Origin of the sequence: Sorangium sp. So ce119, assembly GCF_051524405.1 — a bacterium.
GTDB classification, from domain to species: domain Bacteria; phylum Myxococcota_A; class Polyangia; order Polyangiales; family Polyangiaceae; genus Sorangium; species Sorangium cellulosum_G.
In genome coordinates, this window is the sequence record NZ_CP150310.1 from 5,052,867 (window position 1) to 5,068,295 (window position 15,429).

General features: G+C 70.8%; 11 protein-coding genes. 2 read left to right on the forward strand and 9 right to left on the reverse strand.

Annotated elements, in window-relative coordinates:
• Positions 1 to 126: 126 nt before the first annotated feature.
• Positions 127 to 1,137, reverse strand: a complete 1,011-nt coding sequence (locus WME76_RS18955) for a zinc-dependent alcohol dehydrogenase family protein (protein WP_437961492.1) — start codon at positions 1,135 to 1,137, stop codon at positions 127 to 129.
• 50 nt (positions 1,138 to 1,187) lie between these two features.
• Positions 1,188 to 2,183 (reverse strand): DMT family transporter, encoded by a 996-nt coding sequence (locus WME76_RS18960; RefSeq protein ID WP_437961493.1) that lies wholly within the window; start codon positions 2,181 to 2,183, stop codon positions 1,188 to 1,190.
• Between the two features lie 161 nt (positions 2,184 to 2,344).
• On the opposite strand from WME76_RS18960, the gene WME76_RS18965 reads away from it, so the two are divergent.
• Together WME76_RS18965 and WME76_RS18970 are read left to right on the forward strand one after the other, a co-directional pair.
• The gene (locus WME76_RS18965) at positions 2,345 to 3,415 is read left to right on the forward strand and encodes a CAP domain-containing protein (protein WP_437961494.1); all 1,071 of its coding nucleotides are present in this window, start codon (positions 2,345 to 2,347) and stop codon (positions 3,413 to 3,415) included.
• Entirely contained in the window at positions 3,412 to 4,596 is a 1,185-nt protein-coding gene (locus WME76_RS18970) for a GspE/PulE family protein (RefSeq protein WP_437961495.1), read from the forward strand. The genes WME76_RS18965 and WME76_RS18970 overlap by 4 nt, the downstream gene beginning before the upstream one ends.
• A gap of 79 nt (positions 4,597 to 4,675) precedes the next feature.
• Here the strand turns inward: WME76_RS18970 and WME76_RS18975 are convergent, their stop codons facing one another.
• The 7 genes from WME76_RS18975 to WME76_RS19005 all read right to left on the reverse strand — a co-directional run bounded on the left by WME76_RS18975 (position 4,676) and on the right by WME76_RS19005 (position 14,933).
• Positions 4,676 to 6,067 carry a GH1 family beta-glucosidase gene (locus tag WME76_RS18975; protein WP_437961496.1) on the reverse strand — a complete coding sequence of 464 codons (1,392 nt, stop codon included), beginning with the start codon at positions 6,065 to 6,067 and terminating at the stop codon, positions 4,676 to 4,678.
• A gap of 18 nt (positions 6,068 to 6,085) precedes the next feature.
• Positions 6,086 to 7,141 carry an ABC transporter ATP-binding protein gene (locus WME76_RS18980; RefSeq protein ID WP_437961497.1) on the reverse strand — a complete coding sequence of 352 codons (1,056 nt, stop codon included), beginning with the start codon at positions 7,139 to 7,141 and terminating at the stop codon, positions 6,086 to 6,088.
• 2 nt (positions 7,142 to 7,143) lie between these two features.
• The gene (locus tag WME76_RS18985; RefSeq protein ID WP_437961498.1) at positions 7,144 to 8,055 is read right to left on the reverse strand and encodes an ABC transporter ATP-binding protein; all 912 of its coding nucleotides are present in this window, start codon (positions 8,053 to 8,055) and stop codon (positions 7,144 to 7,146) included.
• 37 nt (positions 8,056 to 8,092) lie between these two features.
• Positions 8,093 to 9,049 (reverse strand): ABC transporter permease, encoded by a 957-nt coding sequence (locus WME76_RS18990; protein ID WP_061614210.1) that lies wholly within the window; start codon positions 9,047 to 9,049, stop codon positions 8,093 to 8,095.
• A gap of 21 nt (positions 9,050 to 9,070) precedes the next feature.
• Positions 9,071 to 10,048, reverse strand: a complete 978-nt coding sequence (locus WME76_RS18995; protein WP_437961499.1) for an ABC transporter permease — start codon at positions 10,046 to 10,048, stop codon at positions 9,071 to 9,073.
• A 47-nt stretch (positions 10,049 to 10,095) separates the two neighbouring features.
• On the reverse strand, positions 10,096 to 11,817 hold the full coding sequence (locus WME76_RS19000) for an ABC transporter substrate-binding protein (RefSeq protein WP_437961500.1): 1,722 nt from the start codon (positions 11,815 to 11,817) through the stop codon (positions 10,096 to 10,098).
• Between the two features lie 740 nt (positions 11,818 to 12,557).
• Positions 12,558 to 14,933 carry a right-handed parallel beta-helix repeat-containing protein gene (locus WME76_RS19005; protein WP_437961501.1) on the reverse strand — a complete coding sequence of 792 codons (2,376 nt, stop codon included), beginning with the start codon at positions 14,931 to 14,933 and terminating at the stop codon, positions 12,558 to 12,560.
• Between the last annotated feature and the right edge of the window lie 496 nt (positions 14,934 to 15,429).

Sequence of the window (15,429 nt, forward strand, 5' to 3'; positions counted from 1 at the left end):
CGCAGGCGAGCGCGCCGGCCGCGGAATCCATGCGTCACGACTCGTAGACGACCTGGGCCGGCGAGGCCACTTCCGAGCGGACCGCGCCGGAGCCCCGGGCGGACGCCGCGCCCGGCCCGGTCCGTGTCAGAACCGGAGCGCGATCTTCCCGAAGTGCCCGCCGCTCGCCATGTGGTCGAGCGCCTGCCGCGCCTCGCCGAAGGGGAAGACGCGGTCGACGACCGGCCGCAGGCCGCCCGCCGCGATCGCGCGGTTCATGTCCTCGAACATCGCCCGTGAGCCCACGAAGATGCCCTGCGCGACGATCTGCTTCATCAGGAACGGGAACAGGTTGAGCTCGGGCGCGCCGCCCGAGAGCACGCCGATGATGCTCACGCGCCCGCCGATCCGCGCCGCGCGGAGCGAACGGGCGATCGTGCCCGCGCCGCCGACCTCGATGACGTGATCCACCCCCGCGCCGCGGGTGAGCGAGAGCGCCTGCGTGTCCCAGTCGGGCGTCGCGCGGTAGTTGATGGTCTCCGACGCCCCGAGCGACCGCGCGCGCTCGAGCTTCTCGTCGCTGCTCGACGTGACGATGACGCGCGCGCCCGCGAGCCGGGCGAGCTGCAGCGCGAAGATCGAGACGCCGCCCGTGCCCTGCACGAGCACCGTGTCGCCCGCCTTGAGGTGGCTCGCCGCGAACAGCGCGTGCCAGGCCGTCACCGCGGCGCAGGGCAGCGACGCGGCCTCCTCGTCCGTGAGGTGCGCCGGGGCCGCGACCACCCCCTCCTCGCTGACGAGCACCTGCTCGGAGAGCACCCCGGGCAGCTCGCCGCCCAGCGCTCCCCTCGCCTTCGACGCGGTGAGCTCCCCGTCGATCCAGCGCTGGTTGAAGATCGGGCACACGCGATCGCCGACCTTCACCCGGGTCACCCCCTCCCCGACGCCGATCACCTCGCCGACACCGTCGGAGAACGGGACGAGCGGCAGCCGGAACTTCGGGTTGTAAAGACCCTTTACGACGAGCAGGTCGCGGTAGTTCAGCGACGCCGCCTTCATCCTGAGGACGACCTGCCCGGGCCCCGGCGCCGGATCGCGGAGATCGACCAGGCCGAGCGCGTCGAGGCCGAACGAACCCTGCACTGCGAACGCTTTCATGCAGATCCTCCTTGAGCGGAGGAGGGCTATCTCACGCGAGGTGGACCCGGTCAACGCGTCGATCGACGCGCTGGCCGCCGCGCGTCGCGCAGCGCCTGGGAGGCGAGCCAGAGGCCGGCCGCCATCACCAGCGCCGCCCCGAGGACCTGGCGCGCCGACGGGACGTCGCCGAGCCAGGCGGCGGCGAGCACGTGCGACAGGGCGACCCCGACATAGCCGATCGCGCCGATGCGCGCCGCGTTGTCGAGCGCGTAGGCGCGCGTCATCGCGAGCTGGGCGAGGCCGCCGGCGAGGCCCGTCCCGATCAGCAGCGCGACGCCGAGGGCGTCGGGCGTCCGCCAGACCGGGATCGACAGCGCGATCATCGCGGCGCTCGCCACGAGCGAGAAGTGCAGCGCCACCGACTCGGGGCTCGCGCGCGTCCCGCTGGCGCCGATCCGGCGCAGCCAGATCATGGCGAACGCCGAGAAGACGGCGCCCAGCGTGGCGACGAGCGCCGTCTCGCCCGCGATCGCGAGCCTCGGCGCGGCGATCAGCGCGACACCAGCGAAGGCGAGCAAGATCGCGATCCAGAGGCCCCGGCTGCTCCGCTCGCCGAGCATCCGCGGCGCGAGGATCGCGACGAAGATCGGGCTCGTCGCCCCGAGCGTGACCGCGTCGCCGAGCGCGATCTGCGGCGAGCCCAGCGTGTAGAAGACGCAGAGCATCGCGCCGGTGCCGCAGAGCGAGCGCGCCCACGTGAGGCGCCGGTCGCCGCGTTCCATGGAGAGCGGCGCGTGGCGGACGAGCGCGACGCCGAGCGCGGTGGCCGCGCCCACCAGCGCGCGCGAGGCGGCGACCTCGGGCCACGGGGCGCGCTCCGACGAAAGCCGCGAGAGGACGTTCATCACGGCGAACAGCGCCTGGGCGAGGATCATCCACAGCACGCCGGCGGTCGGCCGCGCCGCGCGCCCCTCGCGCTCCGCGGCGAGGACGATCGCGGAGGCCCCGGGCGGGTGCGCGGCGACCGCGCCCTGTGACGACGAGGAGGTGCTCACGTGGCGCATCGCTTACCACCTCGGCGCCGCGCACGCCGCCGCGCGGCGCGCGGCGCGCGGCGCGCGGCGTGCGCGGTGCCGGCGCTGCCCGGGTGCGCGCGCGACACCGAGGCGCTACCGTCGCGACGATGCGCGGGATCACGAGAGGCACACGAGGGAGGACCGGGGCGATGGACGATCGGCGGTGGCGCTGGCCCGGGGCGCCGTGGCTCGGGCTCGTCGCCGCGATCGCCCACGCGCCCGGGTGCGGCGCGGGCGCCGGCAAGGAGCCGGCGGAAGGGCCGCCCGCGGCCTTCGCCGTGGAGGGCGCGAGCGAGGACGGCGCGCGACCCGAGGAGGGCGAGGCGCGCGGCGAGGAGGACGGCGGCGAGGCGCAGGCCGCCGCGGCGCCGCCGGCGCCGGGCCGGGGGATGACGCGCGCGGAGGCAGGGCGGTACGTGCTCGCGCTGGTGAACCGCGATCGGGCGGCGCACAAGCTGCCGCCCGTCACGTGGGACGAGACCGCGGCGCGCGCGGGGCGGCGGCACGCCGAGGACATGGTGGGCGTCGGCTACACCGGACACTGGGGCAGCGACGGATCGGTCCCGGAGGAGCGCTACACCGCGGCGGGCGGCGACGGGTTCGTGATGGAGAACGCCGGCTGCTTCGCCGACGCGATCCCGCGCGAGCTCGACCCGGATCCGCGCTTCTCCGCGGAGAGCCTCGAGCGGGTGCACCACGCCTTCATGAACGAGAAGCCCCCGGCCGACGGGCACCGGCGCAACGTGCTCACAGCGCCGCACACCTCGCTCGGGGTCGGCCTGGCCAAGGCGAAGGGGTTCGACATCGCCTGCATGGCGCAGGAGTTCGTCGACGACTACGGGACATACCAGCCGCTCCCCGGGCGGGCGCAGGTCGGCGAGGTGATCCGGGTGGCCGGCGAGCTCAGGGCGCCGGCGAAGATCGCGGGCGTGGGGATCTCGCGGGTCGAGGCGGGCAAGCCGATCCCGCCGGAGAAGCTGCTCAAGATGGGCGGTTACCCGATCCCGCCCCCCTACGCGACGTTCTTCCCGAAGGGCTTCAAGACGCCTATTCCTCTTCAGGTGACCGGCAATCGATTCGACATCCAGGTCCCGCTGGACGACCGCAAGCGGCCCGGCCTCTACGGCGTCAGCGTCTGGGCGACGTTCCCTCCCTCGAACGAGCTCAAGATGGTCTCGCTCCGCACCGTCGACGTCGGCGGCAAGAAAGGCGCGCGGTGAGCCTCAGCCGCCCCCCCTCGTCGTCCGAGGACCTCGATGCGGTCAAGGTCCTCGATCACCTGGTCCGCCGCGCGGTCTCCATGGGCGCGAGCGACATCCACGTCGAGCCGAAGCGCGACAGCCTCCGCGTGCGGTACCGCGTCGACGGCGTGATGGTGGCGCAGGGGCAGATCCCCCTCGAGCTCGCGCCGTCGCTCGCCTCGCGCGTGAAGGTGCTGGCGCGGATGGACATGACCGAGCGGCGGCTGCCGCAGGACGGCCAGTTCAGCCTGGAGCTGCACGGCCACCCGCTCATCCACCTGCGCGCCTCGACGTTCCCCGCGATCCACGGCGAGACGCTCGTGCTGCGCGTGCTGCTCAGCCACCAGCTCATCGCGCTCGAGAAGCTCGGGCTGCCCGAGTCCGACCTGCCGCGGCTCGAGCGGCTCGCGGACCGCCCGTCGGGGCTCATCGTCGTGTGCGGGCCGACCGGGTCGGGGAAGACCTCGACGCTCTACTCGCTGCTCAAGGTGATGAAGACCAGCGAGCTCAGCATCGTGACGCTCGAAGACCCCATCGAGGTCGAGTTCGGGGACATCACGCAGGGGCAGACCAACCCGCGGCAGGGCTTCACCTTCGCCACCGGCCTGCGCGCCATCCTGCGGCAGGACCCGGACGTGATCATGGTCGGCGAGATGCGCGACCCCGAGACCGCGCAGATCGCGCTGCAGGCGAGCCTCACGGGGCACCTCGTGCTGTCGACGCTGCACACCTCGGACGCTGTCGACACCGTCGCGCGCCTCGTGGACCTCGGCGCCGAGTCGTGGATCGTCGCCAACGCCCTGCTCGCCGTGATCGCGCAGCGGCTCGTGCGGCGGCTCTGCGCCGAGTGCGCGGAGACGTACGAGCTCGAGAGCGACGTGACCGGCGAGGAGGATCGGGTCCTCGTCGAGAAGGGCACCGAGCTGAAGCGCGCCGTCGGGTGCCAGACGTGCCACATGACCGGCTACCGGGGCCGGATCGGGCTGTTCGAGATGCTGGAGCTCGACGACGACCTGCGCGACCTCGTGAAGGCGCGGGCCGGCAAGCGCGCGTACCGGGACGCCGCGCGCAAGGTCGGGCTCGTACCGCTCCGCGAGGCCGGGCTCGCCCGGGTGAAGGAGGGCGTTACGTCCCTCGACGAGGTGCTCCGCGTGACGTGACGGCGCGGGAGGAGGCCTCGCCGAGCTGCCCCGCCCAGCGAAGCCGCGGCGCGCCGCGCGGTCCGCGGCGCGCCGCCCGTCAGGTCGCCTGCGAGGCGCCGTCGTCGACGGCGTTGGCGGCGATGACGCCCTTGTACCAGAGCGCGCTGTCCTTCGGGGTGCGCCGCTGCGTCTCGTAGTCCACCCACACGATGCCGAACCGCTGCGAGTAGCCGCGATCCCACTCGTAGTTATCCATCAGCGACCACACGAAGTACCCGGCGAGCGGCACGCCCGCGTCGATCGCCTGCCGCGCAGCGACGAAGTGGTCGCGCAGGAACTTGAGCCGGCGCTCGTCCGGGATGCGCCCGCTCTTGTCGGGCCCCTCCGAGTAGGCCGCGCCGTTCTCCGTCACGTAGATCTTCGGTACCCCGTACTCCACGTGCAGCCGCAGGAGCAGGCGCCGCAGACCTTCCGGGTACACCTCCCAGTTCATCTCGGTCTGCTCCGAGACGGGCGCCACGTGCACCGTCCGCGGCAGGTTCTGCTCCTCGGGCACCTTGGTGCTCCGCAGGACCGCCCGGGAGTAGTAGTTCAGGCCGATGAAGTCGCACTGGGTCGCGATGATGTCGAGATCGCCCGGCTTGCACACCGTCAGCCCCTCCGGCGGGAGGTAGCCCAGCTTGATGTAGTCCGCGATCATGTCCGCCGGGTAGTGCCGGCCGTACAGCGGGTCGAGGAACCACCGGGTGAAATAGCCATCGTAGTGGCGGGCCGCGTCGTGGTCCGCGGCGCTCGGCGACGCGGGCATCGCGTAGTTCGAGTTCAGCGTGATGCCCACCTCGGCGCCGGGGCAGTTGCTGCGCACCACGGGCACCGCGAGGCCGTGCGACAGCAAGAGGTGGTGGCTCACCGTGAGCGCCTTGCTGAAATCGCGCATGCCCGGCGCGTGGATCCCCTTCTCGTAGCTGAGGAACGCCGTGCACCACGGCTCGTTGTGGGTGATCCACTTCTTCACGCGGTCGCCGAGCTTCCGGGTGATCGCGTCGGTGAACTCCACGAACGCGTCCGCCGTGGAGCGGTGGAGCCAGCCCCCGACCTCGTCCTGGAGCACCTGCGGCAGATCCCAGTGGAAGAGCGTCGCGTACGGCTCGATCCCGGCCTCGAGCAGGCCGTCCACCAGCCGGCTGTAGAAGTCGAGCCCCTTCTGGTTCACCGCGCCCCGACCGTTCGGGAGGATGCGCGGCCACGCGATCGAGAACCTGTAGGCCATCATGCCCAGGCTCTTCATGAGCGCGATGTCGTCAGGCCACCGGTGGTAGTGGTCGCACGCGATGTCGCCGTTGGTCCCGTCGGTGATCTGGCCCGGCGTCTTCGCGAAGCGATCCCAGATGGACTCGCTCCGGCCATCCTCGCTCGTGGCGCCCTCGATCTGATAGGACGACGTCGCGACGCCCCAAACGAACTTGTCGGGAAATCTCAGAGACGGCATGTGGCTTCGTGGTTCTCCTCAGACGGGCAGGGTCCCGACGGGGGCCGGCACCGTGGCCTGGAAGGGCGCGGCCGCCGCGACCATGCCAGGCGAGTAGAGATGGCAGCGGACCCAGTGCCCCGAGCCGACGTCGACGGCCCCGGGCATCTGCTCGCGGCACGTGTTCATCACGCTCGGGCAGCGGTCGGCGAACGGGCACCCCGGCGGCGGGTTGACGAGCTTCGGCGCGCCGGAGCGGGCCGGCAGCTCGCCGCGGATCGAGCCGTTCGGGTCCGGCACCGCCGACAGCAGGAGCTTCGTGTACGGGTGCGCCGGCTGCTGCATCAGCTCCTCGCTGGGCGCGCCCTCCACGATGTGACCGGCGTACATCACCATCGTGCGATCCGCGACGTAGCGCGCGCTCGCGATGTCGTGCGTGATGTAGAGGTACGAGATGCCGCGCTCTTCCTTGAGGCGCTCCATCAGGTTGAGGACGCCCATGCGGATCGAGACGTCGAGCATCGAGATCGGCTCGTCCGCGAGGATCACGCTGGGGTCCACCGCCAGGGCGCGCGCGATGGCCACGCGCTGCCGCTGGCCGCCCGAGAGCTGGTACGGGAACTTGGCCGCGACCTCCGCCGGCGGGGTCAGATCGACCGTCTTGAGCAGCGCGTGAACCTTCTCCTTGAGGATCGCGGCGTTCGGCGCCTTGTTGTGGAGCAGCAGCGGCCGCTCCAGGTGGTAGCCGATCGTGTGCACCGGGTTCAGCGAGCCGAACGGGTCCTGGAAGATCATCTGCACCTGCCCGCGGTACGCGAGCGAGGCGCGGTTCGGCTCCTCCTTGAGCACGTCGCGGCCCTTGAACAGGATCTGCCCGCTGCTCGGGGGCATCAGCCGCGCGAGCAGCCGGGCGATCGTGCTCTTGCCGCTGCCCGACTCCCCGACCAGCGCGATGACCTCGCGCTCCGAGAGCGTGAACGAGGCGTCGTGCAGCGCCCGGAGCTGCTGCGCGCGGAGCCCGCCGCCGACAGGGAAGTACTTGCCGAGGCGCACCACGTCGAGGACAGGTGAAGCGTACGGTTGCGTCATCGTCATGGTCAGTAGAGGTGGCAGGCGCCGCGGTGCTCGGGCGCGATTTCACGGAGGACCGGCAGTTCGTGCTGGCAAGTCGCGAAGGCCTGCGGGCACCTGGGGTGGAAGCGGCAGCCGGGCGGCGGGTTGCGCATGTCGGGCGGCGAGCCCGGGATGCCTTGCAGCCGACGACGCGGCCCACGGACCGAGGGGAACGATCCGAGGAGCCCCTGCGTGTACGGGTGCTTCGGATCGCTGAAGAGGTCCTTGGCGCGGGCGGTCTCCGCGAGCTTGCCCGCGTAGAGGATCGCGATGCGCGTGGAGAACTCGGCGATGAGCGAGAGGTCGTGCGTGATGAAGAGGATCGAGAAGCCGAGGCGCTCCTTGAGCTCGGCGATCTGCTGCAGGATCTCCCGCTGCACGACCACGTCGAGCGCCGTCGTGGGCTCATCCATGATGAGGAACGGCGGCTTGAGCGCCATGGCGATCGCGATCACGACGCGCTGACGCATGCCGCCCGAGAGCTGGTGCGGGTAGCTGGTCAGGCGCGACGGGTCGATGTTGACGAGCTTGAGCAGCGCGGCCGCGCGCTCCATCGCCTGCGCCTTCGTCACGCCGTCGTGCGCGATGATCGGATCGGCGATCTGCTCGCCGATCGTCAGCACCGGGTTGAGCGCCGTCATCGCGCTCTGGAACACCAGCGCCATCTTCCGCCAGCGGAACGCGCGGAGCTGCTCCTCGTTCATCGACAGGACGTCCTGCCCGGCGAAGAGCACGCGCCCGCCCGTGATGATCGCCGGCGGGCGCAGCAGCCGCATGATGGCCATCGCCACCGTCGACTTGCCGCTCCCCGACTCGCCCGCGAGGCCGAGCACCTCGCCCGGCGCGATGTCGAAGGAGACGTTGTCGACCGCGCACACCGGGCCGGTCGGGGTCATGAACTCGACCCGGAGATCCTGAACTGAGAGAAGCGGACTAGGCGCCATGAGCCCTCACTACCGGCGTTGACGGACCGACCGCGACCTTGCGGCTCTTGAGCATACGCGACCAGGCCCCCTCCGCGCGGAGCCGCGGATTCGAGATCTCGTCGATCGCATAGTTGATCAGCGTGAGCGCGAACCCGACGAGCGCGACGCACACGCCGGTGGGCACGATGGTCCACCAGGCGCCCGTGAGGAGCGCGGCGTTGTTGCTCGCCCAGTACAGGTTCGTCCCCCAGGTCACGGCGCTGAGGTCGCCGAGCCCGAGGAACTCCAGGCCGACCTGCGCGCCGATCGCGTAGATCGTCGCGCCGATGAAGCCGGACATGAGCAGCGACGTCATGTTCGGCAGGATCTCGCGGAAGATGATGCGCGCGCTCCCCTCGCCGCTCACCAGGGCCGCGGACACGAAGTCCTTGTCGCGCAGCGCGAGCACCTGCGACCGGAGCACGCGCGCGTTCCACGCCCAGCCGGTGATGATGAGGACGAGCAGGATCGTCATCGGCCCCGCCGGCAGGTAGGCCGCGATGACGACGGCCATCGGCAGGCCGGGGATGATCAGGAAGACGTTCGTGAGCAGCGACAGCACGCTGTCGATCCAGCCGCCGAAGTAGCCGCCGGCCATGCCGATCACCGCGCCGATCGCCATCACGGCGAAGCCCGCCGCGAAGCCGACCGCCAGCGAGGTCCGCGCGCCGACGATCGTCTGCGCGAGCACGTCCTGCCCCTGGCCCGTCGTGCCGAAGAGGTGCTCGGCCGAGGGCGCCTCGTGCGGCATGCCCACGAACGCGTGCGGGTCCTGGCCGACGAACGTGGGGCCGAGCACCGAGATCAGCAGGAAGAAGAGCACGATCAGCGTGCCCACCATCGCCTTGCGATTCGAGAGGAGCCGGCGGATCCACCCCGCCTCGCGGGTGGCATTGCCCCCGCTGTTGCCTTGTTGCGCAGCCATCGCTTCTCCTGGACCCAGCCCTCAGCGCCCGCGGGCGCGAGGATCAAGAAACACGTAGATGACGTCGACCAGGAAGTTCGCCCCCAGCACGGCGAACGTGATGGTGAGGAAGATCCCCTGCATGAGCGGATAATCCTGGTTACGAACAGCCTGGATGAGCAGGTAGCCCTGACCCGGATACGAGAAGACGATCTCGGTGAGCAGCGACCCGGCGAGCACGAAGCCGAGCGCCATGCCGAAGCCGGTGACGTTGGGCAGGAGCGCGTTCCGCGCGGCGTAGGTGAACATGACCCGCCACTGGGAGAGCCCCTTGGCCTGGGCCATCGTGATGTACTCCTCGGACAGCACCGTGACCATCGCGCTGCGCATGCCGAGCATCCAGCCACCGATGGTGGCGACGACGATCGACAGGGCGGGCAGGACCATGTGCGACAGCACGCTCCCGATGAACTCGAGGCTCCAGTCGGGCGAGAGCGTGTCGCTGTAGGCGTGGCGCAGCGGGAAGGCCCCGAGCACGAACCCGAGGATGTAGAGCGACACCATCGCGAGCCAGAAGTAGGGGAACGCGCCGAGGAACATCAGGACGGGCGGCATGACCGAGTCGAGCAGGCCGCCGCGCTTCCACGTCGCGATGATCCCGAGCAGCGTCCCCAGGCCGAAGCTGAGGATCACGGCGGCGCCCGACAGGAGCAGCGTCCAGCCGAGCCCGGTCGCGATCACGTCCGTGACCTTCGCGGGGAAGTGAGCGACCGACAGGCCGAGATCGCCCGTCAGCGTGTGGCTCAGGTAGGTGATGTATTGCTTGTAGAGCGGCTCACCCGTGAACCCGAACGCCTTCCGCAGCGCGTCGATCGCCTCCGGCTGGAGCTGGCCGCGGAAGCGCACGAACATCGCCGAGGCGGGATCGCCCGGCATGAGCCGCGGAATGAGGAAGTTCAGGGTGAGCGACGCCCACGCCGCGATGAAGTACAAGCCTAGCTGTCGAAGGAGGTAACGCACAGAAGCTCTCTCTTCTAACCTGCTCTCCGGATCAGATCACGCCAACGTCACTTCGGCTTGAGCTCGGTGAGGACGAGCAGGTACTCGGGCGGGTTGTTGGGCGACAGCTTCGCGTACGGGTTCTCCTTGCTCGGGAACCCCGTGAAGCGACGGGTGTTGTACTCGCCCCAGGACGGCCCGGGGAACAGCGGGATCGAGGGCGCCGTCTCGGAGAAGATCTCCTGGAGCTGCTCGAGGAGCTTCTTCTGCTCCGCCTGATCCGTCGCGGCCTCGAACCCCTCGAAGAGGCTGTCCGCCTGCTTCGCGCCGAAGCGGTGCCAGTTGCGCGCCGACGCCTCCCCGACCGGCTTCACGGTCGCGGTGCCCACGAGGTCGCGGTAGAAGTTGTACGGCGTCGGCTCCTCGTTCGACCAGCCCATCGACAGGTCGAAGGTGCCCTTCTGGAGCGCCTCGAAGAACGCGCTGAAGTCGTACGTCTTCAGCGTCGCCTCGACGCCGATCTGCTTCACCTGCTGCGTGACGATCTGCGCCGCCCGCACCCAGTCGGACCAGCCGGTGACGACGTTGAGGTCGAAGCGCAGCGGCTTCCCGTCCTTCACGCGGATGCCGTCCGGACCCTTGGCGTAGCCCGCCTCGTCGAGGATCTGGTTCGCCTTGGCCACGTTGAACTTCACCCAGTCGCCGCCCTCGACGACCTTCTGGCTGCGCCAGCGCTCGTGCGCGTCGCTGAGGGCCGTCGCGTCCGCTGGCCGCGTGTAGTTGTTCATGGCGACCTTGACGATCTGCTCGCGATCGAGCGCCATGCTGAGCGCCTTGCGCACCCGCACATCGTCGAGGGGCTTCTTCGTCGTGTTCGTGTAGACGAACACGGTGCTGCCCACGAGCGGGAACCAGTAGTGGTGATTCGCCGGGTCCTTGCCGACGTAGACCTTCTCGATCTCGGGGACGAAGTTGCCGGCCCAGTCGACCTCGCCGTTCAGGAGCGCCAGGTTCGCCTGGTCGTTGCCCGGGTAGGCCGGGAAGCGGAGCCCCTTGACCGCGGGCTTGCCCTGCTGCCAGTAGTGCGGGTTACGGCCGAGCTCGTAGATCTGGTTCTGGAAGGTCTTCACCTCGGTGAACGGCCCCGTCGCGACAGGGTTCTCGTTGGTGTACGTGACCGGATCCGCCACGTCCTTCCACTTGTGCTCCGGCACGATCGGCTGGTGCCCGAGGAACACGAGCCCGGGGACGTACGGCCGCGTGAGCGAGAACTCGACCGTGGAGTCGCTCTTGGCCTCCACCGCGGTCAGCCACTTCCAGACGCCCTGCAGGTCGAGGGCGGTGTGCTTCTTCAGGAGGGCGAAGGTGAAGGCCACGTCCTTCGCCGTGAAGGGCTGGCCGTCGGACCACTTGACGCCAGGGCGCGTCGTGAAGGTGAGCGTCTTGTTCCCGTTGCTCCACTCGTACTTCGACGCGAGCCACGGGGTGAACTCGCCCTTCATCGTGTTGTAAACGAGGAGCGGCTCGTAAATGCCAGCGACGGTGGGCCAGCGAACGTTGCCTGCCGCGAGCAGAGGGTTGAAGTTGCGAACCCACGACGCTTGCTGCTCGATCGAGACGGTGAGGAAGGTGTCCGCGTTGGTGGCCTTGCCTTGCGCGCCGGGCGCAGAACCCACGGGCTTCAAGGGGTCCTGCTGAACATCGGATTTCCCGCAGCCCGATGTAACGCCGACCGAAAGAAGCAGCGCCGACAGAACGAACGTCCGACGGGGCAAGAACCGATTCCTCATGAGAATGCTCCTCGCGGGGCCCTCGTGAGCACACCCGAGCGCCCACCGTCCCTATCCCACTTCATTGATCTTCCGGGGAGCCGCCACGCGACAGAGCGGCCTGCTGGAGCTCGACGCGCGCAACGCAGCGCACCATACCGGCATCCAGACGTCGGCACTGTAGCCGTCTTCGCACATCAGTGTCAACGGGGATTCGAGGTCGTTGTCAAGTTCTCTCGCTGCTCATTCAGGCGGGTTTCAGCGGAGATGTCGTGGTGCGTCAAGCCTCATCGCAGCAACTCGATCTCGTGCTGTCATCACGCGTCATGATGGGACGACAGGCCCAACACTGACACTGTTATTTTCTGCGACCATCGTAAGAAAGCAGAGCACCGCTGACGCGGCGTTCCTGGTTCGGCCGGGGGACGTCTATAACAGAGACCCGCGAGCGGTGACAAGACCAGAAATTTCAACCTCCGCACCGGCGATCGAGGACGGGTCGTCTCGAGGGGCGAGACCTGGACACGCTCCGTGCTGGTGTAAGCAGATCGAGCCCGGAAGGCGCGGCGCGATGGGGTCCGCCCCGGACCCCTGTGAGGAAGCGCGGTGGGCTCGGGATCGCATCGCAGGCTGGCGACTGGGCGCCTGGGCCCCGGAGCCCCCGCTGCCGTCTCCCCTGAATACCACGTACCGCGGGAGTTTCCATTCGATGTCTTCACGGTTTCGCGCGAGGACTCGAAGCGGGCAGACGGGCTCGCGCTTCACCACAGCGGGGGAGCGGATGCAGGCACCGGGAGCTCGCCCCCCAAGAGCTCGTCCGCCGCGACGTTGTCGGTGAACACGCTCTCCTTGCCGCGGTCGAGCGCGGGCGAGCCCTGCACGACCAGCCCGAAGAGGTTGTCCGAGACGTGCACCCTGGAGAGGCCACCCGCGCTCCGGTCGAACAGGATGCCGGCCCGCGCGCAGCCGGCGACCCGCACGTCGGCGACGGTGGCCGTGGATCCGGCGAGCGCCAGGATGCCGTCGGCCACGAGATCGTCGCTGCTCGCGCCGTCTCCGGCGCGCGCGTCGGCCGCCACCCCGTCGACGATCGTCCTGGAGACGTCGGCGTCGGCGCCGAACAGCGCCACGCCGGCCGTGCGGCTGGCGCGGATGACGGCCGAGTCGAGCCGCAGCTCGTAGCCCGCGGCCGCGACGCCGAAGCCCGCGCTGGCGCCGTCGCTGCCGTCGCCGTCGCCGTCGCCGTCGCCGTCGCCGAAGGTGTCCTGGATGAGGTCACCCGTCATCTCGACCTTGCCGCCCGGGATCTCCGAGCCGACGAGGACGCCGACGGAGCGGTTGCGGCTGACGACGTTGCCCGCGAGCACCGCGCTGGCGCCGCGGTAGACGACGATCCCCCGCCCCACCGGCGAGCGGCGGTCCGGCGCGACGTGCCCCTCGACGAGGTTGCCTGTCACGGTCGCCTCGGACCCGGGATACCCGATCAACAGGCCGCTCCCCTCGTTGGCGCGGACCGCGTTCGACGCGAGCGTCGCGCGGCCCTCCATCACGATCACCCCGGCGCCGTCGCCCCAGGCCCCCTCGGCGAGCGTGCCCTCGATGAGGTTGCGCTCCGCGATCAGCTCGGCGGACAGATCGACCACGTGAACCCCGGCCGCCCGGTTCCGGAAGATCGCGCTGTCGTTGAGGTGCATCGCCGCGCCGCGGGCGACCGCCACACCGAACCCGGCGAGCGGCGACTCCGGCGCGGCCGCCACCGTGCCCGCGACAAGGCTCCGCGCCATCGTCGCAGCGGCGCCCTCGCCGATGACGGCGACGCCGATCTCCGCGTTGCCGACGACCGCGCTCGAGTCGATCGCGACGCGCGACCCCTCCGCCGCGAACACGCCGACGCCGAAATTCAGATCGTGGAGCCCGGGGAGCGTCCCCTCGACGAGCACGCTGGAGAGGGTCGCCGAGGCGCCCGTCATGGCGAAGATCCCCGAAAGCCGGTTTCCCACCACGGCCGAGGCCTCTATCGACGCCTCGGCGCCGTCGCGGACGACGATCCCCTGGCCATCGCGGTGGGCCTCGGACGCCAGCGTCCCCTCGACGAGGCTGCCCACCACGGCCGCCGTGGCGCCCGCCTGGTGCGCCGCCACGCCCGCGCCGTGGTTGCCCGTGACGGCGCTCTCCTTCACGGACAGCGCGCCGCCGTCCCTCGCGAGGGCGCCCGTACCGTCCCCCGCGATCCCGGAGCGCGTCCCCTCGATCCAGCTCCGCGCCACCGAGATCCGCGCGCCCCCGCCCGACAGGACGCCGGCGTGGGCGGCGCCCCGGATGTGGACGCGCTCGAGCGTCACGGCGCTCGCGCCCGTCGCCACGACGCCGGCGCCGTCCCCGCCGATCTCGATCCCCCGCAGCGTCACCTCCCCCGCGTCGAGCACGGCCACGGTCGCGGGAGGGTGGCTGAGCTGGCTGACCCCCCGGATCCGCACGTGCGAGGCGCACGCGCCGGCGATCGCGAGCGGCCTCGTCGCGACGACCGGCTCGTCATAGGTGCCCTCCGCGAGCGCGATCGTGCCGCCCTCGGCGGCGAGCTCCAGCGCCGCCGCGAGCGTCGTGACCGGCCTCGCTTCGGAGCCGTCGCTGTCCGCGCCGGGGTAGCTCGGGTCGACATACAGGGTCCCGGGCGCGCGAGGGATGCTCCCCCACCGCCCCGGCCCGCAGCCGTCGGGGCCGTCGACCGGCACGCACCCCGCTTCCGGCGTGGCGAAGGTGCCAGTCGGGCACTTCGCCATGGTCGGCCTGCAGAGCCCGTCGTCGCCCTCGAGCTCCTTGGCGCACCGCGGGATGCCCACGGGAACGCAGCCCTCATCGAACTTCGGGATCGTCCCCGCAGGGCATTTCGCCATCGAGGGGTGGCAGAGGCCGTCGTCCTCCATGAACAGCGCGGCGCACCCCTGGATGCCCACCGGCATGCACGCGCCGCCAGGGCCGAGGACGTGCCCGCGCGCGCAGCTCACCGGGACGATCTCGCGCTCGAGCGGCGCATCGGAGCGGAACGAGGGGTCGCTGCACGCCGCGGTGGGCAGCGACAGGACAGCAATGCAGACGGCCAGCCAGCTTGAACCCGGGCACGTCGCGCAGCGGCGCATGCGATTCCCCTCCTCAGAAAGAGCGCTGCCTCGGATCGCGCGTCGCGGGCCCCGCCCCCGGGCGAGCGGCTCTTCAGCGCGCCCGCAGCAGCGCGAAGACCGCGCGTGTCCTGCATGAACCGGCGCTTCGAGCACCAGAGATCATCGTGAGCCCACCGCGGGGTGGCGAGGACAGCGCCTGGGCGGCGCCGCGTGAGCTCCTTTAGCGTAATGAGTCTTACAACAGGAGACAGGCTCCTGCCAGGAAGAGGTGCCGCGATCGCGCCGACTTTCCCGGCGACGCCGGGGACGTCTGCGTCGCGCTGGACGCTCCGCGGAGGAGGCCGCGCTCGCTGCTGCCTTGCGAACGGCCGCCGTCCGCCGCCGACGCCGGCGGCGGCGCCGTCGTTCCGGACGACGGCGACAGCGCGCGGCGCGGCGCGGCGCGCGCCATCGACGAGGCTGCCGCACGAGGAGCGACGCGCGGGGACCTTATCGGCTGAAGTGGGCTGCGCAT